This is a genomic window from Caballeronia sp. LjRoot31 (assembly GCF_964253885.1).
Classification (GTDB): Bacteria; Pseudomonadota; Gammaproteobacteria; order Burkholderiales; family Burkholderiaceae; genus Caballeronia.
Genome location: NZ_CAXURX020000001.1, coordinates 2,903,926 through 2,929,427, shown reverse-complemented (window position 1 = coordinate 2,929,427; position 25,502 = coordinate 2,903,926). Strand labels below are relative to the sequence as shown.

The following is a 25,502-nucleotide window of genomic DNA, read 5'->3' as shown; positions in this document are numbered from 1 at the left end:
AAGCCCGCGGCCAATTGTGGTCGCGTGGCAATAATCTCGATCCCGCTAATTCATGAATATCATCTGGACGCGTTCCCTCGTGTCCCTCGCGTTGCTCGCGGTATTGAGCGGGATTGTTGGCGTGCTGTTCGGAGTGCGCGCCGCGCTCTGTTTTGCGCTCGTCATGCTGGTTCTGCAAACCCTCTTCACCACCTTTCATACGCAGCGCTTGTGGCGTTTGCTCGACGCGCCCGTGTACGGCGAAGTGCCGAGCGCGCCTGGCGTGTGGGGCGAGATTTATTATCGGCTGCATAAGCTTGCGAAGCGCTGGCACGCGCAGGTGCGTCAGGTCGAGCAGCAGCATTCACGGTTTATCCAGGGCATTCAGGCGTCGCCGAATGGCGTGGCCATGCTCGACGACAGCGACCAGATAGAGTGGTGCAACGCCATCGCGGAAACGCATTTCGGGCTCGACGCCAAACGCGATCTGCGCCAGCACATTACTCATCTCGTGCGTCAACCCGACTTCGTTCGTTATCTCGCTTCGCAGCATTATGAGTCGGTGCTGGTGATGCGCGGGATGGGGCTGAACCGGCAGCATGTGTTGTCGGTGCAAATATTTCCCTATGGTGAAAACCGGAAGCTGATTCTGACTCAGGACATAACGGAACTGGAAAGAACGGATTCCATGCGCCGGGATTTTGTCGCGAATGTTTCGCACGAGTTGAAGACGCCGCTGACCGTGCTGTCCGGCTTTCTTGAAACCATGCGCGAGTTGCCCCTGGATGAATCCGACCGGGCGCGTTATCTGGAGATGATGGAGCAACAGTCGTCACGCATGCAGAACATCGTGCGCGATCTGCTTGTGCTCGCGAATCTGGAAGGTGATGTCAAACCACCCAGCGACGACGTTCTCGATATGCGCGCGGTTCTGCGTCATCTTGAAGAAGATGCCGATAATCTTTCGAATGGCCGACATCGAATTACATTTAATGTTGATGAAGCGTTGACGGTGTCCGGTTCGGAAACGGAGATTGTCAGTGCGCTCGCGAATCTCGTGACGAATGCGATTCGCTATACGCCGGATGGCGGAACCATTGATGTCTCGTGGCAGCGCGTTCGCGATCGGGCGGTGTTTTCAGTACGCGATAGCGGGCTCGGTATTCCGGCCGAACATATTCCGCGTCTGACCGAGCGGTTTTATCGTGTCGATAGAAGCCGCTCGCGCGATACCGGCGGCACGGGCCTTGGACTTGCGATCGTGAAGCATGTATTGCAACGCCATCTGGCCGACCTCGAAGTCAAGAGCGAGGAAGGGCGGGGAAGCACCTTCTCGGTCAAGTTTTCGGCCGCCCGCACGGCGATGAGAAAGTCGATCGCGGCTTGAATGAGCTTGCAGGGGTTTGCAACGGCTTGACGTGCCTGGAAGGCAGCGCACACCCAAGCCGCGGCAACATCAAGACATCAAAGCATCAAGGGCAGAACTTCGCGAGCAGGCCGAGTTGCGCATTACGCATCGACTTGCCCGGGCGGCGGCGCTTGTAATGGCCGTCACTTTGCATGAGCCATGCCGACTGGTTATCGCCGAGAAAGACTGAGAGTCCTTCTGCAATCACGCGCCGTTTCAGGCGCCGGTCATTCACGGGAAATGCCACTTCCACGCGCCGGAAGAAGTTGCGGTCCATCCAGTCCGCGCTCGACAAATACACCTTCTCTTCTCCGCCCGCATAAAAATAAAAGATGCGGTGATGCTCGAGAAAACGTCCGACGATGGAGCGCACCGTGATGTTCTCGGACAGGTCTTCCACGCCGGGTTTCAACGCGCAGACACCGCGCACGATCAGGTCGATTTTCACGCCTGCCTGAGACGCCTCATACAACGCGATGATCACGGTCGGTTCGAGCAGCGCATTCATCTTCGCGACAATCCGCGCTTTCTTTCCCGCGCGCGCGTTGTCGGCTTCAGCACGAATGGCTTCCATCAGATTCGGATGCAACGTAAAAGGCGCTTGCCAGAGCTGATGCAAGCGCAATTCGCCGCCGATACCGGTGAGTTGCTGGAACACGTGATGCACGTCTTCGCAGACTTCCTGATCCGAAGTCATCACGCCGAAATCGGTATAAAGACGCGCAGTACGCGGGTGATAGTTCCCCGTGCCGAGATGCACATAACGCCTGAGCATCATCTTGCCGTTGTGCGACACGCGCCGCACGATCAGCATCATTTTCGCGTGGCATTTGTGGCCGACCACGCCGTACACCACATGCGCGCCCACGGCTTCGAGCTGCGACGCCCAGTTGATATTCGTCTCTTCGTCGAAGCGCGCGAGCAGTTCCACCACTACGGTGACTTCCTTGCCGTTGCGCGCGGCTTGCATCAGCGCGTCCATCAGTGGCGAGTCCGTACCGGTCCGATAGATTGTTTGCTTGATCGCCACCACCTGCGGATCCTTGGCCGCCTGCAGCAGCAACTCGAGCACGGGCTGAAAACTCTCGTACGGATGGTGCAGGAGGATATCGGCCTGATCGATGGCATCGAACATGTTCGATGCGGCCGCAATAGCCTTCGGCACGGCCGGAATATGCGGCACGAACTTCAGGTCCGGCCGGTCGACCATCTCGGGCAACTGCATCAGGCGCACGAGATTGACCGGCCCGTTCACGCGATAACAATCACGGTCGTTCAGTTCGCTCTCGTCAAGCAGGCGCCGGATCATGTGCGGCGGCGTCTCCGCCGACACTTCCAGACGTACCGCATTGCCCAGATGCCGCGCGGGCAGTTCGCCCTGCAGCGCCACGCGCAGGTTGGTGATTTCGTCTTCATCGACGAACAATTCGCTGTTGCGCGTGATACGGAACTGGTTGCAACTGCGCACGACCAGATGCGGAAACAGCGCGTCGACAAAACGCTGCAGCAGCGAGCTCAGCAGCACAAAGCCGTGCGGATACCCCGACAGCGCCTCGGGCATGCGCACGAGCCGCGGCAGTGCGCGGGGCGCCTGCACGATGCCCATCATCGCCTGGCGACCGAACGCGTCGCGGCCCTCCAGTTCGACCACGAAGTTCAGGCTCTTGTTCAGCACGCGCGGAAACGGATGCGCGGGGTCCAGTCCGATTGGCGTCAGCACCGGCAGCAACTCGTTCTGGAAATAATCGCGCGCCCAGTCGGTCTGCGCTTCGGTCCACGATTCCACGCCGTGAAAGTAGATCCCTTCGCTTTCCAGCGCGGGAAACACGGTGTCCTGGAGCATGACGTATTGCTGATGGACCAGGCGATGCGCGCGTTCGACCACAAGGTCGTACACATGCTGCAGCGACATGCCGTCGGGCGAGAGCGAGCCCGGGTTGTCGCGCATCTGTTCCTGCATGCCGGCCATGCGGACTTCGAAAAACTCGTCGAGGTTGCTGCTGGTAATACAGATGAAGCGGAGCCGTTCGAGCAGCGGGACGCCGGTGTCGGCGGCCTGCGACAATACTCGTTCGTTAAAACCCAGAATGCCCAGTTCGCGATTAAGAAGGGGATAGCGTAAGGACATCGATAGTATTGGCAGTCAAAAAATCAGAATGTGCAAGGATCGCTCGGAATGGGCCACAGTATGATGACGTTTTTGTGAAAACATGGTGTCATAAATCTAACGCACGTCTCGGATATGGTTGATCCTGGCGAGATTCGCCCAATTTCGGCTAACAATTGAAATCGATTCATTGACGCAGTTTGCTGCATTGGATTATTTGCGAGACCAGCACAGTCGTCCGCTTGGACTTAAAATTGGCGCGCTGCTGCGGCTCGGCGTGTTCAAATGCTGCCCGCACCGCGTCGAGTTGCAAAGAGATCGCGGGCACAACCCTACGGAACCTGGAAAATCGATGGTCAACCCCCCTCATCTTTTGGCAGCCGTAGATCTCGGATCGAACAGCTTCAGGCTGATCGTCGGTCGCGTCGAGGAGACGCCTTCCGGCAGCCCGATCTATCAGGTAGACGCGCTGCGTGAACCCGTGCGGCTCGCGGCGGGATTGTCGCGGGACAAGTTCCTCGACCGGGCCTCGCAACTGCGCGGCTGGGACGCGCTGAAGCGGTTCGGCGAACGGCTGCGGGACTTTCATCCCGACCACGTGCGCGCGGTCGCGACCAACACGCTGCGCGTGGCTAAAAACGCTGACGAATTCCTGGCCGAAGCACAGAACGCACTTGGCTTTCCCATTGAAGTGATTGCCGGACGGGAAGAAGCGCGTCTTATTTATGCGGGTGCTGCGCATTCGGTGCCGGCGAGCGCGGGCAAGCGGCTGGTGGTGGATATCGGCGGGGGATCGACGGAATTTATTATCGGCTCGCACTATACGCCCATTCATATGGAGAGCCTGTATATAGGCTGCGTGAGTCACAGCCGGCAGTTTTTCGCAGCCGGCAATGTCGATGAATATTCAATGCGGCAAGCCGAACTCGCCGCCAAGCGAGAAATCGAGATTATCTCGAGCGAATACAAACAGACGGGCTGGGATCAGGCAATTGGGTCGTCGGGTACGGCGCGGGCGCTGGCCGAGTTGATCGAAGCAAACGGTTTCAACGATCCCGGCATTACCCACGGCATTTCACGCGGCGGGCTGGAGCGGCTGAAGAAGGCGCTGATCAAGGCTGAGAATGTGAACCGGCTGAAGTTGATCGCGTTGAAATCTGACCGGATTCCCGTGCTGGCGGGCGGCTTGTCGATCATGCTCGGCGTGTTCGAGGAACTAGGGATTGAATACGTCGATACCACCGATGGCGCGCTGCGTCTCGGCGTGCTCTATGACCTCCTGGGGCGCACGCAGCACCAGGACATGCGTACGGTGACGGTGGAAGGCTTCAAGCGGCGCTATGCGGTGGATGGCGAGCAATCGGACCGTATTGCCGAACTGGCAATCGGTTTCTACGAGCAGATCGAAGCCATCGATATCGATGCCGACCGGCGGATCGAAAATCAGATGTTCCTGGGATGGGCGGCGGCATTGCACGAGATCGGGCTTTCTATCTCGCATAGTGCTTATCACAAGCATTCTGCGTATATCGCGAGTCATGCGGATATGCCGGGGTTCTCGCGGACTGATCAGGCCCGGTTAGCCGGCCTGGTGCTTGGGCATGTGGGCAAGTTGGGGAAGCTTTCGCAGGCTCGGGATGTCGACTGGACCTTGCTGTTTTGTCTGCGGCTTGCGGCGCTGCTTTGCCGGCGGCGGGCGGATGTCGGGTTTCCGGCCATCCAGGTTTCGCTGGCCAACGGCGGCTTCGATGTGCGTTTGCCCAACGACTGGGTCTCGCTCAATCCGCTTACCGACTACAGCCTTGTTCAGGAAGCGGCTGAGTGGGAGAAGATCGGCAAGCCGTATCGGGTGGTTTATACGGGCGTTTGAGGGGTCCGGCGGAGGAGGGCGACGGCTTCTCCTGGGCCACGTTGATCCCTCGACTATTTCGCGGTGAAAAAGTAGTACGGACTTCGAACCTATTCTTGCGCTTGAACGGAATACCCGTCACGCACAGTTATTGCGGCATCGTAGTACGTACCGCCAGCGGTGTTGGTCTGATCGTTATCGCTGGCGCGCTTCGTCTCTTCTGCTTTTCTTGTCGCTCGTTGGCGTTGTCAGTCGGCCATGAAGTGACGCGCGTAGCGGTCCCCTATCTCCGATATGCGCAACAAGGTCAAAAAGTCCGCCGTATTGAAATCGGGGTCCCACGCCGGCGCGCCGCAGATTTTCGCGCCCAGACGCAAATAGCCCTTCAGCAAAGGCGGCGGCGCTACCTTGGCGCCCGTCCGCAGTTCCTGCACCGGCAACGGTGTATGCGCAAACGCCCGGTATTCCGGCGACGTCAGCGCTTCCTTCTCCAACGCCTCGTACAGGTCGGCGGCGTAGTGGCCACCGTCCGCCATTGCGACGCTCGCGCAACCCAGCATGGTCTCGTAGCCGTTCTGCTTCATGTACGCGGCCAGGCCGCCCCACAACGACATGATCACTCCACCGCTGCGGTAATCCGCATGAACGCACGAGCGGCCGAGTTCCACCAGCTTCGGGCGTAGATGCGCGAGACGGGACACATCGAATTCGCTCTCGGCATAGAGACGTCCAGCGCGCGCCGCCTGATGCGGGGGCAGCACGCGATACGTTCCCACCACCTTCAGCGTGTTCAGGTCGCGGACCAGCAAGTGGTCGCAAAAGGCATCGAACGCGTCTACGTCCAGGCCCGCCGGACCCTTCAGTTGTGCCCCCATCTCATCGGCGAACACGCGATACCGCAGGCGCTGCGCTTCGCGCAATTCAGCTTCGGAATGCGCCCACGATACCCGCAGCCGATGTTGCCCCGCCACGGTCTCCGCCGCACTCGGCAAACGCCGGCGGAGTTCAGCAACGTTCGAGCCACCAGACCCGCTCAGTCCATTCGATGTGCTCAATAAAGCGAGCGTCGTCGATTTCTGCATTGGCAACCCCCAAGTGGATTTGGCTGACGTATTACCGTTTAGCCGCCAATGTAAGTATTCCGAATGACGCTCGCATGGCGTGACTATGACGATTCAATGAAGCGTCACCGCGAAGCCACGGTTTTGCCGCCTTGGGAGGCTGTTTGGGCTGCTGCTACAGTCTTTTGCTACAGTAAATCAGGACTTGTTACCGCACGCAGCACGACTTGGTCGTCGCCTGCGCGGGAGCGTTGCTGGAACCACCAGATACCGCCTTTCTTCAGCGTCCATTCGGCTTCGTGGCCGGTCATCAGCGAAGCCGCGACGCGCCCGAGCGTTGGTTGATGTCCGACTACGACGACAGTCTCCGCGACGCCGCGCGGCCATTGCGCGGCATCCAGCACAGCCTGGGCGCTGGCCCCCGGCGCGAGTTCCTTCACGACGCGATACCGGTCGCCAAACGCTTCCATTGTCTGGATCGTGCGCGTGGCCGGACTGACGAGAAACACCGCATCGTCGTCTAACCGGCTCTTCAGCCACTTCGCCGCGCCCTGTGCCTGTTTTACACCACGCGGCGTCAGCTGGCGCACGAGATCGCTCGCAGCCTGGTCTTCTGCTTCGGCGTGGCGCCAGAGAATGAGGTTCATCGGATGTCTCCTGTGGGTTTTTCAATTTGGACCGGCGAAGGCCGCGCAAGTGCTATGGCTTCGGACTCAACGCGGCGTCCAATAGTTTCGATTGCGCGGGTGTCGGTAAAACGCTATCATCTCGTCCTTGTCGGAGCGTAGCGCAGCCTGGTAGCGCATCTGATTTGGGATCAGAGGGTCGAAGGTTCGAATCCTTTCGCTCCGACCACGTTTTAAATGAAGGGGTCACGAGTTTAACTCGTGACCCCTTCGCCATTTCTGGCGCCGTGACCACAGCGCCCACGTTTCCGTTCTCTCGCCAATCTCCGATATCGTTTAATCTTCTGCGTTCACTCTTCGTATTCGTATCTAAAACCTCCTGAACTTCATTTCCGGGCCGTCCATGCCGCGTTTCGCTGCTTTGTTTATCTGCTCCCTGCTCCTGTCGGCCTGTGGCGACGCCACCGTGCCTCACCACACGCCGCCGCAAGATCCGCCCGACTACAAGGGCGTGCCCACCGACACCACGCCGCCGGTCATGATCATCGCGCCGGCCAAGCCCGAGCAGCCGCAATAAAGCCGTGACGCCGCACGCCCGGAACTTGGCCCTTATGTCGCAGCGTATAATCCGCCTATGAACACGCCCGCCAACGACGCCCACTCTCACGCCCACTCGTCCGCCGACGCGCTCCAGGCGGCGGTCACGATGGCCGACGATTATTGTCGCGAGCGTGGTCAGAAACTCACGCCCATTCGCCGCACCGTGCTCGAGTTGCTGCTGGCTTCAGGCCGGGCGACCAAAGCCTATACGTTGCTCGACGAAATGCGGGCGATGCATCCGAACGCGTCACCTCCCACGGTGTATCGGGCGCTGGATTTCCTGCTGTCGGCGGGGCTGATTCATCGGATTGAGTCCATCAATGCGTTCACCGTCTGCCACGATCTCACGCATTGCCAGCACGGCGTGCTGATCGTGTGTCAGCAATGTGGCCGCGTGACCGAGTTGCAGCAGCAACAACAGTTGCGCCAGACCCTGATGTCGCAGGTCGAGGCGAGCGGGTATCGGCTGGCCGGCGACGACATCGAGTTAAAGGGTATTTGTCCGGCATGTCAGGCCGCTGAAGACCCCAGCGCGCATCAGCACGATCACGCGTCGCATTGATCTCCCCGCGCAACGCATAAAGTGCAGCGCCCGCAAAAAAGGCCGTTTCCGACGTCAGTCGGCAACGGCCTTTTGTATTCCATGGATGGCTTCGAACGCCGCTATGTGAGCCCCGAGCCTCAGGGCAGGACGCTGACGCCCAAACCGACAGCCTGAATGAAGCGAAGCCCCGATGCGGGCACACCGGGGCTTCTGACCCGCGAGGACTGTTCGCGCAGAGAATCGCGGGCTGACCGTATTCTAAAGTGCATCAATCGGGTTGATTGTGATCACTTGTATCAACGCGTAACCCAATGTGCACGGGCTTTCCGGAGGTTTAAGTCTGTCTGGTCAACGAAGGCCGCGACACGTAATTCCTACGATCGACACGCAGCTTCGACGGCGGATTATGCGAATTTCTTGCCGCAAAGGTATGATCGCATTTCCTGAAATCGATTCCCGACCATGACCTCGTTGTGGATTTTCCTCGCCATTTGTCCGATCGCGCTGGGTTCGCTGCTCGTGTTCGCCTCGCATATCGACCCGTTGTCCGGTCGGTGGCGCGGCGCGCAACTGCTGGGTCCGCGAGCAAACCTGGCGTTGGGCGAAAACGTTGCGCGCCTCGGCCGCTCGATCAAGAAACAGGCGAGCGCTATTGCTTGCAGCGAATCACCATCGACCGGTTCTTGACGTTCGCGCCGAAAATCCCGGCCACCGTTCCGCCGGACGTCGCCCCGTTGTCAACGTCCTTCGACACCACGTCGTAGCCGTACGACCCGCACATCTCGCCCGCCTTCTTGTAGCATTCCGCCCAGCTTGTACTTGCGTCGCCGCCGCTGCAGTTGATCGCAAAACCGGTGTCACCGGACGGTAGATAGGTCATCTTCGCCGAGTCGGCGCAGCCCGCGAGCGTCAGCGCAGCCACCATTACCGCAGCCGTCGCGGCCACCTTTCCAAGCGTCGTGGCGCAAACTTGTAATTTCATCGATTCTTCCCTGTGTTTGATTAGGCACGCGCGCCTTCATGAGCGTGCCTTGCGCGTTACCGTGCCGGCAGATAACGCGATGGATCGATCGAACTACCCTTGTAGCGCAATTCGAAATGCAGCATCACGCGATTCGTGTCGGTGTCGCCCATTTCCGCGATGGGTTGACCCTGCGTGATGCTCTGGCCCTCCTTCACGAGCAGCGCGCGGTTATGCGCGTAGGCGGTCAGGTAGTCGGCGTTGTGCTTCACGATCAGCAGGTTGCCGTAACCGCGCAGCCCATTCCCCGCATAGACCACCGTCCCCGCGGCTGCCGCCACGATCTGCGTCCCGGACGCGCCGGCAATGTCGATACCCTTCGAACTCTTGCCGTCGAAACCGCGAATCACACTGCCTTGCGTCGGCCAGATAAGCGAAATGCTGGTGGCCGGCGTGACCAATGCGGATGACGATGGCGCCGAGTCCGATGTGCCCGCGCTGCTCGTGCGGGCCGGCGGTGCCGATGACCCGGCCGAAGTCACGCTGCCTGCGGGCGGCGCCACGCGCAGCACCTGGCCGACCTCAATAGCATTCGGGTCGGTGAGGTTGTTCCAGCGCGCGATGTTCTGGACCGACGTCCGGTTCGCCCGCGCGACCTTCGACACCGTGTCGCCCCGTTCAACTCGATAAAACCCTGGTCCGACCGGCGCGGAGCCGCACGCGGCGAGCACTGCGACCAACGACACGCAGGTCAGCCGTCGAATTATTTTTACCAAACCCAAAACCTCGCAAAGCGCCGCACAAACCGAAAACGCTGCGGCAAACAAACCAGTACGCGCATCGGCGAAATGTCCGATTTTACCGTCCCGGCGTCGCTGCCCTCAGAAGCGGCCCAGATGGCCGGCTAGTTGCCCGCTTCCGGTCCCTCTCAGGCAGCCGGCGAAATGGTCAGCCGCAGTGCTGCCGTTTCGGTTTTTCCCGGCGCGAGCCAGCGCAGTCCGCGGCCATTGTGAATGGCATCGGGGAGTCCGACCCACGGCTCGACGCAGTAGAAATCCGATGTGGGCTCCAGGGTCCAGGTCGTCACCGCGTACCAGGGCACCGAGTCGGGGCGTTGCAGGTCGAAATTCACCGCACGTTTCAAACCCGGCGTGACGAGGCGGACCGGGTGGTCGGAGGGGCCAGTAAAACAATGGAAACGATCCAGGATGTTGGCGTCGTCCAGCGCGTAGCGCGCGGCTCCCGGTTGCGGGTCAGTGATAGCGCCATCGTCGAGTTGCCGACGGGTTTCAGTGCGCGGCAATTCCAGGCTGCTCATGCCGCGCTGGTCGTGCGGCAGGGCGAAATAGAAATGATGGCCCGCGTAGTAGGGCAGCGGCACTTCTCCCGGATTCGACGTGGTGAGTTCGACATCGAGCGTCACGGCGTCGACCAGCCTGTATGCCGCCTCGAAACGAAACGCGAACGGATACCCTTGGCGCGTGAAATCGTTGTCCACGAGCGTCATTCGCACGCCATGGCCGTCCGGGTCTTTCCGGTGCTCGAACGGCAGATTGCGCGCAAAACCGTGCATGGGGAGTTCGTGCACGACGCCTTCCTGATCGCGCCATTTGCCGATTTCGCCATCGACGAAATGGCGGCCGAGAAACGGGAACAATAACGGGTTGCCGCCGCGAATCTTGACGAAGTTGGACCAGTCCGGCGCGGCCGGCCAGAAAATAACCGGCTCGCCGCCGACGCGCCACGTCATCAGCCGTCCGCCCGCGCGCGGCGCGAGTTCTAGAACGGCGTCATCGAACGTGATTTCCAGGATGTCTTCAGGCTGGGATGACATGTCGGTGGTCTCCTTGAGGAAGTGGTCAAACAGCGTGATCAAACAAGTGTTCGAACGTGCAACGAACAGACGGTGTGGCGCAATGGGCGGCTCAATTCTACGGGGAAACCCTTTTGGGGAAATTGCGACTGACACAGCCGCTTTCATTGCCCCGATAATGCAAGCACGATGTAACGCGCATGAAACATTTTTCGACCTTGACGATCTCACGCAGATCGATGGGTCCTGCCGAACGACGAGGACGATATGGATCTGGCGATGATGTTTGGAGTGTTCATTTTTGGAACGTTCGGCGCCGGCACGCTACTGTTCTTATACAAGCTGCGACCGTGACGCAGATGTGACGCAGTCAAACAAAAAGCCCGTTCTTACAACGGGCTTTTTTATTTTTTACAAAAATATTCGTTTAACCAAACGATTTGCTTTCGATGGCGAAAGGTCTACGCAAAGGCTTGGCGCTGCTTTTGGTGACCGGCATAATCGGCCCGGTTTGCTTGGCCATTTGCTGCACCGTCGCGGCTATGCGCCTGTCGTCAATAACGAAAGAGGATCGACGCGTGACTTTGTGGTTTCTGATTTTTCTGAGCGTACTCCAGGGTGTGACTGAATTGTTCCCGGTCAGCAGTCTTGGACATACGCTTCTGGTGCCCGGCCTGATCGGGATGCACATCGATAAACACGCGCCGCAGTTGTTGCCGTTCCTGGTCGCGTTGCACCTGGGTACGGCGCTCGCGCTGCTGTGGTATTTCCGCAAGCGCTGGATTGCGCTGATCAAGGGGTTTATCGGATCGCTGCGTGGCCGCAAAAACGCTGACGGCCACATGATGTGGGCGCTGATCATTGGCACGATTCCGACGGGTATCGTCGGGCTGGTGCTTGAAAAGCGGCTTGAGGCACTGTTCCACGATCTGCGGATCGTCGCGGCGGCGTTGATGGTGAACGGCGTGCTGTTGTGGGTTGGCGACCGGCTGACGCGTGCGCGCGCCGAGCGTTCGCCTGAAGACCTCACGTTCAAGCAGGCCTTCCTGGTTGGTCTTGCGCAAATCGGTGCGCTGATTCCGGGGTTTTCGCGCAGCGGACTGACGATTATCGCGGGCGTCGGCGCCGGAATGAGTTCCGAGAAAGCGGCGGAGTTCTCGTTCCTGCTTGGCACACCGATCATCTTCGCCGCCGGCGTACTCGAATTGCCGAAGCTGTTCCACGCACCGGATCAACTCTTCGATGCCGTCCTCGGTGGCGTGCTGACGGGAATCGCGGCGTACTTGAGCGTGCGTTTCCTGATGCGTTACTTCGAAGGCCGCGGCCGGCTGGCGGCTTTCGGCTTGTATTGCGTCGTCGCGGGCGCGTTCTGTCTTGGCTGGTTCATGCTGCATCCGCAACCGGTTTAAAGCAGGTTTACAGCAGGCTTAAACCGCATTGAAGCGGGCGAGGTTTCGGAATGAGGCCTCGCATCCTTTCGATGAGGTAAAATCCCGGATCACCTGCAACGCGGCAGTAGCTCAGCTGGATAGAGCATCGGCCTTCTAAGCCGAGGGGCGGGGGTTCGAGTCCCTCCTGCCGTACCAAAACCATCAATAAAATCAAGCAGTTACGAAAAAGCACGTCTGCGCGGTTTTGAGGTTGAGCACAGTTCAGTGTGCTCAAAGTGTGCTCAGATTCTACTGCGTATTGTCGAGTATGCGAACACGCTAGCAGCGTGAGCATTGATGAAGCCGGACGACCACCCGCGAGGGCACATGGACCTTGTCAGCGCCATGCAGGATGGCCACCGCCTGCTGTATCACTATCAATCCTTCAACGACAGAACTGCCGAGCGCCTTGAGCAGACGCTGCGACATCGGACAGTCCACATGTCGAGGCCTTCGGCGTTCAATGATCCGTGGGACTGTCAGCCGTGGTTTGATGTGGACATTCTTGCTGACCCTGACGAACGCGAGCGGCACCTACAGTGGCTGATCCGCACCGCGAACGTACAGCCCGAGCACGAGGCCGAACTGCGCGCCAATGATGTGCTAATGGATGCCACTATCACAATGATCCGCGATGGGCTGATAAGGCAGCTTGACAATCAGTACCGAGTGTATTGCCTTCTACCTGACCCGCAGAACCCGCTCATGTGGGCGCACTACGGCGACAGTCACCGAGGCATCGCGCTGGAATTCGATACTAGAGCCGATCAAATTCTGTGGGCGTATCGCGTCCACTACCGCGAGACGTACCCGAGCATCCGAATGTACGAAGACGGCAATAACGCGAACCTTGTGCCGGTCCTGACGAAGTCCGACGTGTGGGGTTACGAGAAAGAGTACAGGCTGATCGCTGAGGAACGGAATCTGCCACGCGCGAACATGCTGACGACGCGGGATTCAACGCTGCGTCTGGCGCGTGGCTCGCTGGTCGGCGTGGTGCTCGGATGCCAGTGCGATGAAGACCGCGCTGTGGAGGTGATTGGCAGGTACGGGCCTGACCTTCGAGTACAGCGGGCGAGGCGCGTTAAGGACAGGTATGCACTTTCTCTGGAGACGATCCGATAGTGGGGAGAGGCGCTGGGGCGCTCTAGAAATCCCGTCCAATCAAATCTGCCATCGCCGCTTCAAGCCCAATGCAATCATTGCACAGCAAGGCTTTGCGGGCGATGAAAGCAGTGATTCTGAACCCGCGCAGTCACAGGACCGGTACAGACGATCGCATTCGGTTGCTCAGCTTTCCTCGATTGGCGGGAGCACCTGGTACCAAACCTCAACTCTCCCGTCGTATCCAGAGTGTTTGTGCCACTTCTTGCTCGAAACGATTTGGGCGGCGATTAATAACATGTCCGCGACGTGTTCGTTCTTAAGTTCGAGCGCAAAGTGCGGACCATTCGCGGTCCTTGTAGCGTCCACCCGCCACTCGATTTTGTACTCTGCCGGATCAAAGCTCGCATCTGCTTCAACCTCGAATGAGATGGTATCGCCTGGGCGTAAGGGTGGGGCCGGGGTGAAGCCAAACGACTCCCGTGAAGATGAAATCTCTCGCCTGTGGCCCAGACTATCGGTGAACGTCAGCAATCGTGGAACGTTGTACTCTTGCGCCATGTTTCTGAGGACGTAGTATTGCTTGATCGACGCTAGCACGTCGTCAGCGTAACAGACAGCTTGCTCAGCTTGATGAGCGGTGATTGAATTTGCGTGAGCCAATCTGTTGCGGATGGGAATCAGTCGCTTAAGGAACGTGCGCGCTTCGGTGCAGCCTTCCGGAAAAGCCTCTCGAAGGGGAGCCTTAAAGTGTCTTTCATAAAGGGATGCCTTGCAAACAATGTCTACCAAATGATCGAGGATTAAGGCATCGACATTCCTAGGAAACCTGTCCGGTTCTTGTACCAATCTATCACGGACGGCGCGCCTTATTTCCCCGTTGATAACATTCTGTCCTCCAGATTCGGTTGCGGAAAAATAATCCTCTCCGAACTCAGCTGTCAATTCGTCGTGAACCAGACGCCTTAGCCATAACTCAAGTGTCTCAATTCGGTGCCGGGCGATGGACTGAGTTTGTTCGTTGCTTAGAAACCGAAACGGCATTTCGCGCTCCAGAGACGTGGGTCTCCGCCTTGTGTCCGATGCTAACTGGTCCCCGTCGAATGCTCGTCCGGGCTGTTGCACGTTGTGCTTGTCGTTTCTACCTGTCAAGTGAGTACAGTGCTTCCTCGGGACGTGCGGCGGTTCGTCAGCGGCGCACTGACACAAGCGCCGCGTCGTAATTGTGACAGGCATTTTATGCGGACTTCTTCAGCCGAGCCTCGTCGGCTTTGACCGGAAACGTTGGAGCACTCCGGGAGCATGTTTTGCATCAGCGTGCCATCAGTCGGGAGTCAGCAGGCCCGTCCAGCGCAACTCTGGCAGCGCGTTGTACCAAACGCGGTATCGAGTACCTGCCGAGCTAGTTGCTCTGCCTCACAGATCCACTTTCAGAAGTTCTCATCGAGCCAGCCCTGCAACCATTCCAGCGCCCACTTCTCTACGCCCAGCGACGTGTCCGAGACACCCAGGTTTTTGAACGTGTACCGAGCACCGTAAACATCGCCCTTGGCGGGGCTCCGCTCTACGGTTCCCTTGGCCGTGTACCGGGCCGAGTTTAGCCCTGATACATTGGGTTCGCCTGTGATGAGGCCACGCTTCCGCTCGACGCTCCCCTTGGCCGTGTACATCCCGCTGTCCGGGATGGATTCCACGCTGATCTTCCATTCACCGTGCTCAACAGTCTTCATGGCGTGCGCCTCGAAAATGCACGGCCCCAATTTTGCCATGCTATTGCGCTGCGCCGTCTGTCGGCTCCTGCTGAGCTTGAGCCTCGTGTGCCAACTCTCCCACTGCTAGTGCGAGCGAGGCGCAACAGCCCCACGTTGCGAGGTGCAGCATTTCCTTTAGAGACATTCCCTTGAGTTCCTCCCCCTGCTCAATCGATTGCAGGTAATGGAGAAACGGCAGCATGTCGTCCTCAGACGGGGTGTAATCGAGTCTATGACCGAACCGGTTGCGTAGGCTGTTCAGATGCTTGATGACCGGAACGGGATCATGAGGGTAAGCTGAATTCGCACCCCATTTAGTCAGCAACGCGGCTCGCTGGCCGAACGTCATTTTCGCCTCTTTACTTTCCCAATCAAGTTCCGGGAAGTGCGCCCGCAAGAACACAGTCATGTAGTGCTCGACCACCAGATGACAGGACAGGAAATACCCCATCAATTCGAAGTCGAGTCCGTCGAGATACTTCCACTCCTTTTTGCCGTCCGTGGTTGGTTTGAGCATGGGCGGAAGACCCAAACCAAGGTCGTCGGATTCGAACTTCGCAAAGAAGGATGAGAGGTGGGCGTTGCCCATGCTTTTCTCCTGTCGTGGTGGACCCAATTTCAGTCTAGATTTCTGCGGGGCACTACGTCTCGCGCTCACTAGGCTTCCCGTCCCGCCTCTCGATCCCGTCCCGCACACCCTCGGGCAGCGTCTCGAACAGTTCGGCGATCTTCTTCGGCTGCGTAATCAACTGCTCAACAATTATGGTGACCAGCCCGAACAGCGCATGCACCGTAGCTTCGACATCCGCCTGATCCATCTTTCCGGCATGGACCGCGTTGTTCCCAATCACTCGCACGGTATCGAGCGCCTGCTGCACTTGAAGGGGAAGACCCTTCTTAACGAGATCGCCGATCTGGTCGTTAATGGTTCCGCCCTTAGCTCCCAGTTCGGTGACCAGCTTCTCGATCACCAGACGCAACAACGCCGCAGCGCCGCGCGGAGAGTTCGCAGCAATCAGCCTTGCCTCCTCCACGTCGGCCAGCAAGTCAGGCGGAAGGTCCGGATGAGGCAGGGGCGCAGTCACAATCTGCGGGTAGATCATGTGTCCGGTGGCTGAGAAGATTCCTTTGTTGTTGGGCAGCTCTCTCCAGTAACTCGCCTGCCGACAAGCCGCACAAGTCGCTAGAGACACTGGAAAGGTTGTGGAGTCCAGCGCGAGTCTCTCCCACTTCATGCCAGCGTAAGCACCACAGAACGGACAAGTGAATGCCAGGGCTTTATGCAAAGGCTCAAGGTGTTTGGTCACAACATCTCCAGTCTGGTTATGCCCGCAGTTTACCGGACCTACTTTGTCGGACCTAAAAATGGTTCAGTTATCCGTCGGGACAACCGTGAGTGTCCCCTGCCTCGCACTGTCACCTACCTAGGCATAGATCAATGTAAGCAACGTGGGAAAGAAGTTGGGCAGAAAACGCAACTATCTACCAGACCTAATTTCGATTTGGCTGGTCTATAATGCAAAAAGCCGGAGCGCAAGCCCCGGCCACCCGTCACGTATGACGGCTATGCGACTATTATGTTTCTGCGGGTGCTGGTCACCATCGTACGTACCTCCTTGCCATGCTCAACGTTGCTTGGCTTACGGTGTCCCTCGCGAGGACGGGTTGCTTTAACAAAGGTCATGGCCGCTCTCAGTGTCGTCAGCACTGGGAGTGGCGACCTTCAATCGATACGCATTTCCTTCCGCCTTCTCAAGAATCCCCTCAGACGTCAGTTTGGAAAGGGTTGTCGCAACCGTCCCCTCGTTGACACCCGGGTCTTTTGCCTTGACTCGCTCAACGACTTCGTTTTTGGTCAGATGCTCACCCGCTACGAACTCTGCAACGATCAATTGCCGCGTCGATGGATTGAGTAATTCCGCCACGTGCCCCACGCCTACCACACCCTTCATAAACGCCAAATCCCTCAGCTTTACCCACGGCGCGGGTAGCGTTGTTGACACGCCGTCGAACGTCACAGCAACAGTGTCTTCACCTAGGTTCTCCAGCACTTCCAGCGTAGTCGTCAATTTCTTAGCCTCGGCTTCGAGGCGATCGAGGCGCGCCTTCGCCCGAGTGATCTCATCTTGGATCAGCCCCAGCTTTTGTCGCACTTTAGTGATTGCGAGTTCTTCGTCCATAGCCTGCACGATACCCTGGATTTATCTCCAGTGCAAATCAATAAAAGATGTGTGATTACCAACGTTTGACGAATCATTGGCGAACGTGTGACCAATGGTTGACGAACGTTTGACGAACCTAATTTTGGTCTAGTTATCCGTGGGGACCACTGCGCCGCGCACCCGCCCGCATGCCCCCGTACGCCCTCGCGTATGACGCACATTAGATAACGCACGCGCATGAAACGCGATACGCACGCTTGCACACGCTTGAGATTGCTCCCAATCTGACTGTCTGCGTGAGATGTGCCACCGGGCGAGCATCGCCAGCCGCGCAAGACCAAGTACGAGGACACGTAGCACAGCACGAACGCCCGGTAAGCAATCGTCCGGTTGATTGCCACGCACCGAGCCACCGAATGTTGGCAAATAAGTCCTTGTATACCCATTGATTTCCACGTACGATGATTTCCACGTTAATTTTCCACTGGAAACACATGGCCCGCACGTTCCTTTACGCCCGCGTCTCGACGGCAGATCAGAGCACAGACAACCAAGTCTTATTAGCCGAGAGGGCGGGTTACGCAGTCGAGTCGCGCCGGGTTCACGCGGAGACGATTAGCGGCACTGTCCCCGCGATGGAACGCCCGCAGTTCGCCAAGGTAGTGTCGAAACTTGAACAAGGCGACGTGCTCGTAGTGGCGAAGTTAGACCGCCTTGGGCGCAATGCCTCGGACATAGACCGCACCGTTGAAATGCTGCGCACGATGGGCGTCCGGGTTGTGGTGCTTGACTTGCCGGTGATGGAGGTGACGAGCGCGGCTGGTGATCTCGTTCGCCGGATGTTCGCGGCCTTCGCCCAGTTCGAGCGGGATCAGTTGGTCGAGCGTACGCACGCGGGGTTGGCGCGGGCAAAGGCAGAGGGGAAGGTACTGGGGCGTAGAGATGCATTGGCGGCGCTGGCGGCGAAGCGCGGGATCGGCTTAGAAGAGTTCCACGCCGAGATAAGGGCGAAGCTTGCGGCCTGTAGGACGGCGCGAGGCGTAGCCAAGGAGTACGGCGTCACGCATCCGACCATCATGAAGGTGATGCAGGAAGCGACGTAAGACACGAGGTGCGGCAGGGCAAGTAGGGCCAGTCAGGAGCGATCCGGCTGGCCCTTTTCGATTTCGGTTGCCTATGCGACACAACTACGTAGGATTTTTCGACCCTCCTTGCACCACAGCAGTCGCACGATTCCGATAGGGCCGCACGTATTTCAGTTACCTGTTCGACACACAGAACGCGTGTCCAACGGACCCACTTCGAGGAGATCACATGCAGCACTCATTGGAGCACAACGAGACTGAGCGCACCCACTTCCACGGCACGTTGGAGCGAACAGGCCCCGGCGCGGTTGCAGCGTACCGGCGAGCAGTAGAGGTGCTAACAGGGCACTTGCCTACATGGGCGAATCGAGCCAAACCGGGCCGCAAGCCGAAGACACAGGAGGCAGTAAGACGGGCGTCACGCTGACCGACGTGAGACTCACCCTACCAATCACGGAGAGTGCGTCGCGACCGTACCCTACGGCTCGCAGTGCGGGTCAAGACCACCCGCGCCAAACACTGTAGGCCGACCACGAGCCTCCTGCGAAGCCCTATCTATACGCGCTCAGCGGTAATTGCCGCGCACACATTCGTGCATCCACCTGCGTCGCGTCGTTCACCGCGTCGCTCCTTCGCAGTACCCCCCACCTCAAAATAGCCGATCGACGCCTTTTCCAAGGCGATGCATTCGCTCGGGATAATAAATTAGGACTATGAAATTATGAAGAGAGAAGAACTCATGGCCCACACACGTCCCGACGGGGCGTGCCGGGTATGGACGTTAGGCAGGGACTCGGACGGATACGGCAGAAAAACAGTACTCGGCAAGCGATGCCGGGCGCATCGGCTGTCGTATGAACTGCACTTCGGCCCAATTCCCAATGGGCTGATCGTCCGCCACGCGTGTGACAACCCGGCCTGTATCAATCCGACGCACCTGTTGCTCGGTACACACGCGGACAACATGCGTGACAAGAGGGACCGGGACCGCGCATCGAAGGGAGAGTCTCACGTAAACGCGAAGCTGAATGACGATGTGGTGGACATGATCCGGTCGCTTTACGTTTCGCGTCACCCTGAATACGGAGGAGCGGCCCTCGGGCGGCGATTCGGAGTGACGGGTCAGCAAGTCGGACGGATTGCAGGCGGACGGCAGCGCGGCGGTGTCCCTTGCGCGCACTGACACAGCACGCAGCCTGCGTTGCATCGCGCCCTGTGACTAAACGTACCTTGCCGCGCTATGCCGTTCGCTTCCCTGTTCCCGTCCGGTGGGTACGCGGGGCGAAATAGCAATCGCACGGTATCCCCGCAGGTGGCCGGTGCCCGACGCCCCAATCTGCATCCAATCGCGATGCATCTGAATCATTCGGTTCCCTGAGGCAACTTTACCCAAATCCATTGGCTAGTCATGGCTATTGGCTAGTCATGGCTATTCGCACTCATGTGCCTATTGTCCTGAGTTAAAAATTCATTGAATGATGCCGACCACGTACTAAAGTGTTCTGTGTAGCACTTGATACGCGGAGGCAACGATGAGTGGACGGTCCAAAGGGGAACTCGTACTGAGCGATTCGGAGCGCGACGAGCTGCAAGCGCTGACGATGCGACGCAAGACCGCGCAGGCCCTGGCATTGCGGGCGCGCATCGTGTTGGCCTGTGCCGATGGCATGGACAACAAGACAGTTGCGGCGAAACAGCGGGTCACACAGCAAACGGTTTCGAAGTGGCGTGCGCGGTTCGTGATCCATCGTGTGGATGGCCTGCTCGATGCACCGCGGCCCGGCGCGCCGCGGACGATTGATGACGCGCGCGTCGATGCGCTCATCGCGAAGACGCTCGAGTCCGTGCCTGTCGGAGCGACTCACTGGAGCACGCGCACGATGGCTCGCGAAATGAAATTGTCACAGACGGCGGTCACACGAATCTGGCGTGCTTTTGGCTTGCAACCGCATCGGCAGGAAACGTTCAAGCTCTCCAGCGATCCGATGTTCGTCGACAAGGTGCGAGATATTGTCGGGCTTTACCTTGACCCACCGCTCAAGGCCATGGTGCGGTGCGTGGACGAGAAGAGCCAAATCCAGGCGCTCGATCGCACGCAACCCATGTTGCCGCTGGCACCCGGCATCCCTGAGCGACGTACCCACGATTACATGCGCCACGGCACGACAACCCTGTTCGCGGCGCTGGACATCGCTACTGGTGAAGTAATCGGCGAGGTACATCGGCGTCATCGCAGCAGCGAATTTGTGCGCTTTCTGCGCACCATCGAAGCCAGCGTGCCGTCTAATCTGGAAGTGCATCTGGTCATGGACAACTATGGCACGCACAAGACACCCTCGATCAAAGCCTGGTTCGCTCGTCATCCTCGCTTCCATGTTCACTTCACACCCACCTCGGCGTCGTGGCTTAACCAGGTCGAACGATGGTTTGCCACGCTCACTGAAAAATACCTTCGACGCGGTACGCATCGGTCGACACGTCAACTCGAAGACGCAATCCGTTATTACCTGGATGTCTATAACTCGAACCCCAAACCGTTTGTCTGGAGCAAGTCGGCCGATGAGATCCTAGCCAGCCTCGAACGGTTTTGTGTGCGGGTCCGTAAGGCCGCGGCAGGAGCATCATGAATATCAATACCGACGCAATTGATGAAGTTTCCCTCGCGCTTCTCTACCTGACCCTGCATGACCGATACCGTGCATGGAAGGGCTTCGACTGGGATGTGCTAAATCGACTTCATGAACAAGGCTTCATCGAAGACCCTGTCAACAAGACGAAGTCCGTGATCTTTACGGAAGAAGGACTGCGCGAGTCCGAGCGACTTTTTAATCAGCACTTTGTGATTCCCGAATGAACAGGGAATTGATTCAACGAACTTCTAACTCACGACACTAGGTACAAATGTGCCTCGCCCGATGTCCGCCTCAATGGAGCGGCCCCAATGTTCCGCCGCCGCCTTCGTGCTGAAAGTCTTGGTTTGTGTCGGGTAGCCCTTTTTGCGTACTTGGCATTTCCATGCGTCCCGATACTTGCTTACTGTTGCCACACGGCCACCTGTCGGTAGTCGCAGTGTGCTCAAACTGTGCTCAATTTCATCGAAGCTGGATACAAGTCAATACCCGCAAGGGTTTGACGCCAATGAGCATCGGCCTTCTAAGCCGAGGGGCGGGGGTTCGAGTCCCTCCTGCCGTACCAGAACCTCGGGTTCGTCTCAACGCCTCGGGCGGGCGAAACCGCAGCATCGCATGATGTTTAGCAGGGCGCGCTCACGCGCCCCTCCACGCTTCAAAAGGCGTTCCGCCTACTGCGCGGTCAGCGCGCTCTGGTCCCGCCACACGTTGTCCTTCACCGTCACCGCTTTCGGAATCAGCTTCGCGCGATAGAACGTATCTGCCACGCCCTGCTGGGTCGCGACAATTTTCTCATCGATCGGCGTAGCGGCATACGGCACCCGGCGTATCCACGTCTCCACCAGTCCCGCATCAAGCCCGATTTTCGGCGCGAGCAACGCCGCCGTGTCCGCCGGATGCTGTGTGACCCATGCGCCGGTCGTGCGCAACTGATCGATCACGGCACGCACCGCCTGTGGATTTTGGGTGGCGAAGCTGCGCGTGGCCTCGTAGAAATTGAACGGTTTCGGCAACCCGGTGTAGTCCGCGAGCGTGCGCACGGTCAACGCCTTTTGCGCGGCGGCGTAATACGGGTCCCAGACGATCCATGCATCGACATCGCCGTTTTCGAAGGCCGCGCGGGCGTCCGCGGGCGCGAGATACACCGGCTGGATATCGTCGAGTTTCAAGCCCGCTTTCTGCAGTATGGCAAGCAGCAGGAAGTTCGAGCTTGATCCCTTTTGCAACGCGATGCGCCGGCCTTTCAGCTCGGCCAGCGAATGGATCGGTGAATTGGGTTTGACGAACAGCGCTTCGTTGGTTTCTCCGCCTGGCTCTGCGCCGACATAAACGAAATTCACGCCCGCAGCCTGCGCAAAAATGGGCGGCGGCGCGCCGGTGTAGCCGAAATCGATGTTGCTTGTATTGAGCGCCTCGAGCAATTGCGGCCCGGCGGGAAACTCATACCAACTGACGGTATAGCCGAGCGGCTTGAGTTTTTGTTCGAGCGAACCCTGGGCCTTGAGCACGGCAAGCAGGCCGGCCTTCTGAAATCCGATCCGCAATTGCTTCGCGGGCGCACTCGCCGCGTTTTGTGCCGACGCGGACAGCGGCAACAACGTGAACGCAGCAGCGACCCATAACGCTGATAAAGACAACGACAAACCCAGCCTTTTCATGGAAATTTCCGTGGGAGAAGAGATAGCGACGATATCGTCGACCATAGCGGCGATGGGTTTGCGCGTCGAATAAGCGATGCTTCGAAGCTAATGACGGAATCCGAAAAACGGAAATGTAAAAGCGTTCGATGACAAAAAAGGGCAGCCGAAGCTGCCCTTGATTCATGTCGGGTTGCGAGAAATCTATGGCGTGAGTTGCCGGCACAAAAACACCAGCGTGAGCAATGCCCCGATCCAGAACACGCCGCCTATGGCGGTCATCACGCGCGGCCAGATTGACGGCTGCGTGGCGCCGCGCGGATCGGGAACATAGGAGCACCCTGACCACTCGGACCGTTCAGGCCGTCTGGCCAGCATCCGGTCCATCGCTATGAGCCCTTTGGGCATCGTGATTGCACACGCGATAATGGCGATGCACAGCCACTCGTAGAGCGTGGGTGTCTGGGCGGTAGCGAGAAGGGTCGGCATGATCGGATTTGAAGCGTAGTCGACAAGCTGTCGATCCTAGTTTTCCGTCTCCAGTGAGACTATCAGACGCTTCTGAGATAGTTCCTGGTCGCTCTGAAAAACAGAGCACATGGCCATTCGGAGGGCGTTCGCCGCTTGCAAAGTCCTTGTGCCCTCATGCTATCCTCGACGCCAGATGATCGTGATTTATCAGTCGATCCTGAGCGTTTCTGACTTTTTTGAAACGTGGTTATGGCAATCGTCGCCAATCATGCAGTCATATCGATCCTGCGGCGATCTTGGTGATGTCGCTGATGTCGCTGATCTTGCCGAAATTCAATATCAATACCAACGACGGAGAATGTTTCATGTCATACCCATCTCGCGCGCTCAAACGCGTCTCCGTGCAATTCGCCGTGAAACTGATCGCAAGCTGTGTCGTGCTTGCCAGCGGCGCGGCGCACGCGGCCAACCTCGGGTTTCTCAACAACACGCCGATTACCTACATGAAGCAGCGCGACTTGCAGGTGCTCAACAACGCGGCGCACTCGGCGCTCGACACCAAGCAGGACGGAGAGTCGCTCGACTGGAACAACGAAGGCGCGGGTAATCCGGTTGCGGTCAACGGCACGATCACGCCGTCGGATACGAAGAAAGACGGCGACCGTACGTGCCGCAAGCTCACCATGGTGGCTCACGCCAAGGGCCAGACGCAGACCTGGGCTCCCACCGTCTGCAAGCCGGACGGCGGTAAATGGGCATTGTTGAAACAGTGACCTGTTTTAACCAGCCCGAAGTTTCCCGTCACGCGGTATCTCGAATCCGGAAGGCTGCTTAAATGGCGGACCGGACGGTTTCGTGCGGCGTCGTGATTCTTAACACGCAAGGGGACGTGTTGCTGTGCCACGCGACCGAGACGTCGCACTGGGATATTCCGAAAGGCCAGGGTGAGGCGGACGAACAACCCGTGGAAGCGGCGTTGCGGGAACTCGTGGAAGAGACGGGGATCGTGCTGAATGCGGAGCGGTTGAAGGATCTGGGGCGGTTTGTTTATCGCCGCGACAAGGACCTGCATCTGTTTGCGGTGCGAGTGACCGACGACGAAGTGAAGCTTGAAGAGTGCGTCTGCGAATCGTATTTTCCGCGTCGCCGGGACGGCGCGATGATCCCCGAAATGGACGCGTACAGATGGGTCACGCCGGTTGATGTCGATCAGTACGCAAGCCGCAGCCTCGCGCGCCTGTTCCAGACCACGTTGTCGCTGACCGAGCTGCACCAGACGCTCGCCTGAGCCGGAAGGCTTGGGCGTGCGTCGTGTCGCGGGTCGCCATTGATCGGCGCTGGCTGCTTGGTCAGTGCTAGTTTTCGGAGGCGTGGTCGTTCGGGTTGGCGAACAACGCTCTCATTTCTGGCGACAGAGGGAACCGCAAGTTGATGTTATCGGGGGGAATGGCTTGCATGAACCACTGGTCGTAGAGTTTTTCGGCTTCGCCTGAGCGCTCCATGTCGGCAATCACGTCATCGGCCAGTTTCTTGAAGACCGGGTCGCCCTTGTGCATCATGCATGCGTAGGATTCGTGCGCGAGCGAGTCGCCCGTGACCATGTACTCGTTTTGGGCCGGACCTTCCTGGGCTATTTTTCCGTACAGCAACGGATCATCCATCACGAACGCCACGGCGCGGCCGGTTTTCAATGCATCGAAACCTTCTGCGTGGTCTTTCGCGCTGAAGATTCGCAGATCGAGTTTCCGGTTCAGCGACAGTTCCCGCAGTAGCTGTTCGTCGGATGTGCCTGCTGTGGTCGATACAGTCTTGCCGGCAAGATCGGCGTAGTTGGAAATGCCGGATTTTTGCTTTACCGCCATCCGGATGCCGTAGCTGAAGAAGCTGTTAGAGAACGCGACCAATTGCTCCCGGTCACGAATGTGGGCGGTAGATCCGCACTCCAGGTCGATCTGGTGATTTACCACATACGACAATCGGTTCGCCGACGTGATGACGACCGTGCTCACGGCAAGCCGCGGTGTTTGCAAGCGGCGCCTGACTTCGTCGACTATTTTGAGCGCAATGACCTGTGAATAGCCGATAGGCTGCCCGTTCGCGTCGAGATAGGAGAAGGGGACCGACGACTCGCGCACGCCGAGAACAATGCTGTTGTTCTCGGCGATCTTGCGTAACGTAGGCGAGGACAGGTCGACTGTGCCCGCGAAAGCCGTTTGCGCCGCGACCAGCAGCGCGAACGCGCACGACATGCGAGACGTGCGTGACACGTGCCACGCGCGGACGA

Annotated in this window: 28 protein-coding genes and 2 tRNA genes; 16 read left to right on the top strand and 14 right to left on the bottom strand. The window is 58.6% G+C overall.

The features are described 5' to 3' along the window. The first annotated feature begins 52 nt into the window (after positions 1-52). Positions 53-1,366 carry a phosphate regulon sensor histidine kinase PhoR gene (gene phoR / locus ACSQ8V_RS13035; protein ID WP_436182181.1) on the top strand — a complete coding sequence of 438 codons (1,314 nt, stop codon included), beginning with the start codon at positions 53-55 and terminating at the stop codon, positions 1,364-1,366. A gap of 85 nt (positions 1,367-1,451) precedes the next feature. Here phoR and ppk1 read toward each other — a convergent pair whose 3' ends face one another. Continuing rightward, positions 1,452-3,515, bottom strand: coding sequence for a polyphosphate kinase 1 (gene ppk1 / locus ACSQ8V_RS13030; RefSeq protein ID WP_436205957.1), 2,064 nt, complete (start codon positions 3,513-3,515; stop codon positions 1,452-1,454). Between the two features lie 331 nt (positions 3,516-3,846). On the opposite strand from ppk1, the gene ppx reads away from it, so the two are divergent. Beyond that, on the top strand, positions 3,847-5,364 hold the full coding sequence (gene ppx, locus ACSQ8V_RS13025) for an exopolyphosphatase (RefSeq protein ID WP_213767737.1): 1,518 nt from the start codon (positions 3,847-3,849) through the stop codon (positions 5,362-5,364). Positions 5,365-5,591: 227 nt separating this feature from the next. Here ppx and ACSQ8V_RS13020 read toward each other — a convergent pair whose 3' ends face one another. Both ACSQ8V_RS13020 and sixA read right to left on the bottom strand, forming a co-directional pair. Next, positions 5,592-6,425 (bottom strand): GNAT family N-acetyltransferase, encoded by an 834-nt coding sequence (locus ACSQ8V_RS13020; protein ID WP_436205956.1) that lies wholly within the window; start codon positions 6,423-6,425, stop codon positions 5,592-5,594. Between the two features lie 167 nt (positions 6,426-6,592). Then, positions 6,593-7,051 (bottom strand): phosphohistidine phosphatase SixA, encoded by a 459-nt coding sequence (gene sixA, locus ACSQ8V_RS13015; protein ID WP_436205955.1) that lies wholly within the window; start codon positions 7,049-7,051, stop codon positions 6,593-6,595. A 131-nt stretch (positions 7,052-7,182) separates the two neighbouring features. On the opposite strand from sixA, the gene ACSQ8V_RS13010 reads away from it, so the two are divergent. The 4 genes from ACSQ8V_RS13010 (at position 7,183) to ACSQ8V_RS12995 (ending at position 8,861) form a co-directional block, all read left to right on the top strand. Next, positions 7,183-7,259, top strand: a tRNA-Pro gene (locus ACSQ8V_RS13010). Positions 7,260-7,433: 174 nt separating this feature from the next. Beyond that, positions 7,434-7,607 (top strand): hypothetical protein, encoded by a 174-nt coding sequence (locus ACSQ8V_RS13005; RefSeq protein WP_436205954.1) that lies wholly within the window; start codon positions 7,434-7,436, stop codon positions 7,605-7,607. Positions 7,608-7,664: 57 nt separating this feature from the next. Beyond that, positions 7,665-8,192, top strand: a complete 528-nt coding sequence (locus ACSQ8V_RS13000; RefSeq protein ID WP_436205953.1) for a Fur family transcriptional regulator — start codon at positions 7,665-7,667, stop codon at positions 8,190-8,192. Between the two features lie 444 nt (positions 8,193-8,636). After that, the gene (locus ACSQ8V_RS12995; RefSeq protein WP_213767733.1) at positions 8,637-8,861 is read left to right on the top strand and encodes a hypothetical protein; all 225 of its coding nucleotides are present in this window, start codon (positions 8,637-8,639) and stop codon (positions 8,859-8,861) included. Here the strand turns inward: ACSQ8V_RS12995 and ACSQ8V_RS12990 are convergent. The 3 genes from ACSQ8V_RS12990 to ACSQ8V_RS12980 form a co-directional block, all read right to left on the bottom strand. Next, positions 8,824-9,156 carry a hypothetical protein gene (locus ACSQ8V_RS12990; RefSeq protein ID WP_213767732.1) on the bottom strand — a complete coding sequence of 111 codons (333 nt, stop codon included), beginning with the start codon at positions 9,154-9,156 and terminating at the stop codon, positions 8,824-8,826. The two genes, ACSQ8V_RS12995 and ACSQ8V_RS12990, sit on opposite strands and share 38 nt — an antisense overlap. A 56-nt stretch (positions 9,157-9,212) precedes the next feature. Next, positions 9,213-9,911 carry a peptidoglycan DD-metalloendopeptidase family protein gene (locus tag ACSQ8V_RS12985; RefSeq protein WP_436205952.1) on the bottom strand — a complete coding sequence of 233 codons (699 nt, stop codon included), beginning with the start codon at positions 9,909-9,911 and terminating at the stop codon, positions 9,213-9,215. A 152-nt stretch (positions 9,912-10,063) separates the two neighbouring features. Beyond that, complete coding sequence (locus ACSQ8V_RS12980; RefSeq protein ID WP_213767731.1) at positions 10,064-10,969, bottom strand: aldose epimerase; 906 nt, start codon at positions 10,967-10,969, stop codon at positions 10,064-10,066. 280 nt (positions 10,970-11,249) lie between these two features. Between ACSQ8V_RS12980 and ACSQ8V_RS12975 the strand changes: the two genes are divergently transcribed. The 4 genes from ACSQ8V_RS12975 to ACSQ8V_RS12960 all read left to right on the top strand — a co-directional run bounded on the left by ACSQ8V_RS12975 (position 11,250) and on the right by ACSQ8V_RS12960 (position 13,503). Beyond that, positions 11,250-11,576: a hypothetical protein gene (locus ACSQ8V_RS12975; protein WP_436205951.1), complete on the top strand. Its 327-nt coding sequence runs from the start codon at positions 11,250-11,252 to the stop codon at positions 11,574-11,576. Continuing rightward, positions 11,527-12,357, top strand: coding sequence for an undecaprenyl-diphosphate phosphatase (locus ACSQ8V_RS12970; protein WP_213767729.1), 831 nt, complete (start codon positions 11,527-11,529; stop codon positions 12,355-12,357). The genes ACSQ8V_RS12975 and ACSQ8V_RS12970 overlap by 50 nt, the downstream gene beginning before the upstream one ends. Before the next feature lie 100 nt (positions 12,358-12,457). Further along, positions 12,458-12,534: transfer RNA gene (locus ACSQ8V_RS12965), tRNA-Arg, on the top strand. Between the two features lie 171 nt (positions 12,535-12,705). Beyond that, entirely contained in the window at positions 12,706-13,503 is a 798-nt protein-coding gene (locus ACSQ8V_RS12960) for a DUF2971 domain-containing protein (RefSeq protein ID WP_436205950.1), read from the top strand. Positions 13,504-13,668: 165 nt separating this feature from the next. On the opposite strand, the gene ACSQ8V_RS12955 is transcribed toward ACSQ8V_RS12960, so the two are convergent. The 5 genes from ACSQ8V_RS12955 to ACSQ8V_RS12935 all read right to left on the bottom strand — a co-directional run bounded on the left by ACSQ8V_RS12955 (position 13,669) and on the right by ACSQ8V_RS12935 (position 17,413). Continuing rightward, positions 13,669-14,526 carry a hypothetical protein gene (locus ACSQ8V_RS12955; RefSeq protein WP_436205949.1) on the bottom strand — a complete coding sequence of 286 codons (858 nt, stop codon included), beginning with the start codon at positions 14,524-14,526 and terminating at the stop codon, positions 13,669-13,671. A 386-nt stretch (positions 14,527-14,912) separates the two neighbouring features. After that, entirely contained in the window at positions 14,913-15,212 is a 300-nt protein-coding gene (locus ACSQ8V_RS12950) for a hypothetical protein (protein WP_436205948.1), read from the bottom strand. Between the two features lie 40 nt (positions 15,213-15,252). Beyond that, the gene (locus ACSQ8V_RS12945) at positions 15,253-15,822 is read right to left on the bottom strand and encodes a hypothetical protein (protein WP_436205947.1); all 570 of its coding nucleotides are present in this window, start codon (positions 15,820-15,822) and stop codon (positions 15,253-15,255) included. Positions 15,823-15,874: 52 nt separating this feature from the next. Further along, positions 15,875-16,336, bottom strand: a complete 462-nt coding sequence (locus tag ACSQ8V_RS12940; protein ID WP_436205946.1) for a DUF4145 domain-containing protein — start codon at positions 16,334-16,336, stop codon at positions 15,875-15,877. 567 nt (positions 16,337-16,903) lie between these two features. After that, positions 16,904-17,413 carry a hypothetical protein gene (locus tag ACSQ8V_RS12935; protein ID WP_436205945.1) on the bottom strand — a complete coding sequence of 170 codons (510 nt, stop codon included), beginning with the start codon at positions 17,411-17,413 and terminating at the stop codon, positions 16,904-16,906. A gap of 476 nt (positions 17,414-17,889) precedes the next feature. Between ACSQ8V_RS12935 and ACSQ8V_RS12930 the strand changes: the two genes are divergently transcribed. From ACSQ8V_RS12930 to ACSQ8V_RS12915, 4 genes are all read left to right on the top strand, one after another. Continuing rightward, entirely contained in the window at positions 17,890-18,498 is a 609-nt protein-coding gene (locus tag ACSQ8V_RS12930) for a recombinase family protein (RefSeq protein WP_436205944.1), read from the top strand. A 721-nt stretch (positions 18,499-19,219) separates the two neighbouring features. Then, complete coding sequence (locus ACSQ8V_RS12925) at positions 19,220-19,663, top strand: HNH endonuclease signature motif containing protein (protein ID WP_436205943.1); 444 nt, start codon at positions 19,220-19,222, stop codon at positions 19,661-19,663. Positions 19,664-20,012: 349 nt separating this feature from the next. Beyond that, the gene (locus ACSQ8V_RS12920) at positions 20,013-21,107 is read left to right on the top strand and encodes an IS630 family transposase (protein WP_436205942.1); all 1,095 of its coding nucleotides are present in this window, start codon (positions 20,013-20,015) and stop codon (positions 21,105-21,107) included. Next, positions 21,104-21,334, top strand: coding sequence for a DUF6429 family protein (locus ACSQ8V_RS12915; protein ID WP_062092668.1), 231 nt, complete (start codon positions 21,104-21,106; stop codon positions 21,332-21,334). The genes ACSQ8V_RS12920 and ACSQ8V_RS12915 overlap by 4 nt, the downstream gene beginning before the upstream one ends. A gap of 447 nt (positions 21,335-21,781) precedes the next feature. On the opposite strand, the gene ACSQ8V_RS12910 is transcribed toward ACSQ8V_RS12915, so the two are convergent. Together ACSQ8V_RS12910 and ACSQ8V_RS12905 are read right to left on the bottom strand one after the other, a co-directional pair. Further along, a complete protein-coding gene (locus ACSQ8V_RS12910) occupies positions 21,782-22,768 on the bottom strand; it encodes a sulfonate ABC transporter substrate-binding protein (protein ID WP_436205941.1) in 987 nt (328 codons plus the stop codon). A 183-nt stretch (positions 22,769-22,951) separates the two neighbouring features. Then, positions 22,952-23,236 carry a hypothetical protein gene (locus ACSQ8V_RS12905; protein WP_436205940.1) on the bottom strand — a complete coding sequence of 95 codons (285 nt, stop codon included), beginning with the start codon at positions 23,234-23,236 and terminating at the stop codon, positions 22,952-22,954. Between the two features lie 347 nt (positions 23,237-23,583). Between ACSQ8V_RS12905 and ACSQ8V_RS12900 the strand changes: the two genes are divergently transcribed. Beyond that, positions 23,584-23,991 carry an RT0821/Lpp0805 family surface protein gene (locus ACSQ8V_RS12900; protein ID WP_213767726.1) on the top strand — a complete coding sequence of 136 codons (408 nt, stop codon included), beginning with the start codon at positions 23,584-23,586 and terminating at the stop codon, positions 23,989-23,991. Between the two features lie 62 nt (positions 23,992-24,053). Further along, positions 24,054-24,506 (top strand): NUDIX domain-containing protein, encoded by a 453-nt coding sequence (locus tag ACSQ8V_RS12895; RefSeq protein ID WP_436205939.1) that lies wholly within the window; start codon positions 24,054-24,056, stop codon positions 24,504-24,506. Positions 24,507-24,573: 67 nt separating this feature from the next. Here the strand turns inward: ACSQ8V_RS12895 and ACSQ8V_RS12890 are convergent, their stop codons facing one another. After that, positions 24,574-25,467 carry a transporter substrate-binding domain-containing protein gene (locus tag ACSQ8V_RS12890; protein WP_436206647.1) on the bottom strand — a complete coding sequence of 298 codons (894 nt, stop codon included), beginning with the start codon at positions 25,465-25,467 and terminating at the stop codon, positions 24,574-24,576. Positions 25,468-25,502: the final 35 nt, after the last annotated feature.

Bases quoted from the DNA above. Each gene is read 5' to 3' on its own strand.
- ppx (WP_213767737.1), top strand. From the start codon at position 3,847: ATGGTCAACCCCCCTCATCTTTTGGCAGCCGTAGATCTCGGATCGAAC.
- ACSQ8V_RS12980 (WP_213767731.1), bottom strand. From the start codon at position 10,969: ATGTCATCCCAGCCTGAAGACATCCTGGAAATCACGTTCGATGACGCC.
- ACSQ8V_RS12900 (WP_213767726.1), top strand. From the start codon at position 23,584: ATGTCATACCCATCTCGCGCGCTCAAACGCGTCTCCGTGCAATTCGCC.
- ACSQ8V_RS12960 (WP_436205950.1), top strand. From the start codon at position 12,706: ATGGACCTTGTCAGCGCCATGCAGGATGGCCACCGCCTGCTGTATCAC.
- ACSQ8V_RS12950 (WP_436205948.1), bottom strand. From the start codon at position 15,212: ATGAAGACTGTTGAGCACGGTGAATGGAAGATCAGCGTGGAATCCATC.
- ACSQ8V_RS13020 (WP_436205956.1), bottom strand. From the start codon at position 6,425: ATGCAGAAATCGACGACGCTCGCTTTATTGAGCACATCGAATGGACTG.
- ACSQ8V_RS12995 (WP_213767733.1), top strand. From the start codon at position 8,637: ATGACCTCGTTGTGGATTTTCCTCGCCATTTGTCCGATCGCGCTGGGT.
- ACSQ8V_RS12945 (WP_436205947.1), bottom strand. From the start codon at position 15,822: ATGGGCAACGCCCACCTCTCATCCTTCTTTGCGAAGTTCGAATCCGAC.
- ACSQ8V_RS12930 (WP_436205944.1), top strand. From the start codon at position 17,890: ATGGCCCGCACGTTCCTTTACGCCCGCGTCTCGACGGCAGATCAGAGC.
- ACSQ8V_RS12905 (WP_436205940.1), bottom strand. From the start codon at position 23,236: ATGCCGACCCTTCTCGCTACCGCCCAGACACCCACGCTCTACGAGTGG.
- ACSQ8V_RS12915 (WP_062092668.1), top strand. From the start codon at position 21,104: ATGAATATCAATACCGACGCAATTGATGAAGTTTCCCTCGCGCTTCTC.
- ACSQ8V_RS12925 (WP_436205943.1), top strand. From the start codon at position 19,220: ATGGCCCACACACGTCCCGACGGGGCGTGCCGGGTATGGACGTTAGGC.
- ppk1 (WP_436205957.1), bottom strand. From the start codon at position 3,515: ATGTCCTTACGCTATCCCCTTCTTAATCGCGAACTGGGCATTCTGGGT.
- ACSQ8V_RS12955 (WP_436205949.1), bottom strand. From the start codon at position 14,526: ATGCCGTTTCGGTTTCTAAGCAACGAACAAACTCAGTCCATCGCCCGG.
- ACSQ8V_RS12990 (WP_213767732.1), bottom strand. From the start codon at position 9,156: ATGAAATTACAAGTTTGCGCCACGACGCTTGGAAAGGTGGCCGCGACG.
- ACSQ8V_RS13000 (WP_436205953.1), top strand. From the start codon at position 7,665: ATGAACACGCCCGCCAACGACGCCCACTCTCACGCCCACTCGTCCGCC.
- ACSQ8V_RS12940 (WP_436205946.1), bottom strand. From the start codon at position 16,336: ATGATCTACCCGCAGATTGTGACTGCGCCCCTGCCTCATCCGGACCTT.
- phoR (WP_436182181.1), top strand. From the start codon at position 53: ATGAATATCATCTGGACGCGTTCCCTCGTGTCCCTCGCGTTGCTCGCG.
- ACSQ8V_RS12890 (WP_436206647.1), bottom strand. From the start codon at position 25,467: ATGTCGTGCGCGTTCGCGCTGCTGGTCGCGGCGCAAACGGCTTTCGCG.
- ACSQ8V_RS12910 (WP_436205941.1), bottom strand. From the start codon at position 22,768: ATGAAAAGGCTGGGTTTGTCGTTGTCTTTATCAGCGTTATGGGTCGCT.
- ACSQ8V_RS12895 (WP_436205939.1), top strand. From the start codon at position 24,054: ATGGCGGACCGGACGGTTTCGTGCGGCGTCGTGATTCTTAACACGCAA.
- ACSQ8V_RS13005 (WP_436205954.1), top strand. From the start codon at position 7,434: ATGCCGCGTTTCGCTGCTTTGTTTATCTGCTCCCTGCTCCTGTCGGCC.
- sixA (WP_436205955.1), bottom strand. From the start codon at position 7,051: ATGAACCTCATTCTCTGGCGCCACGCCGAAGCAGAAGACCAGGCTGCG.
- ACSQ8V_RS12920 (WP_436205942.1), top strand. From the start codon at position 20,013: ATGAGTGGACGGTCCAAAGGGGAACTCGTACTGAGCGATTCGGAGCGC.
- ACSQ8V_RS12935 (WP_436205945.1), bottom strand. From the start codon at position 17,413: ATGGACGAAGAACTCGCAATCACTAAAGTGCGACAAAAGCTGGGGCTG.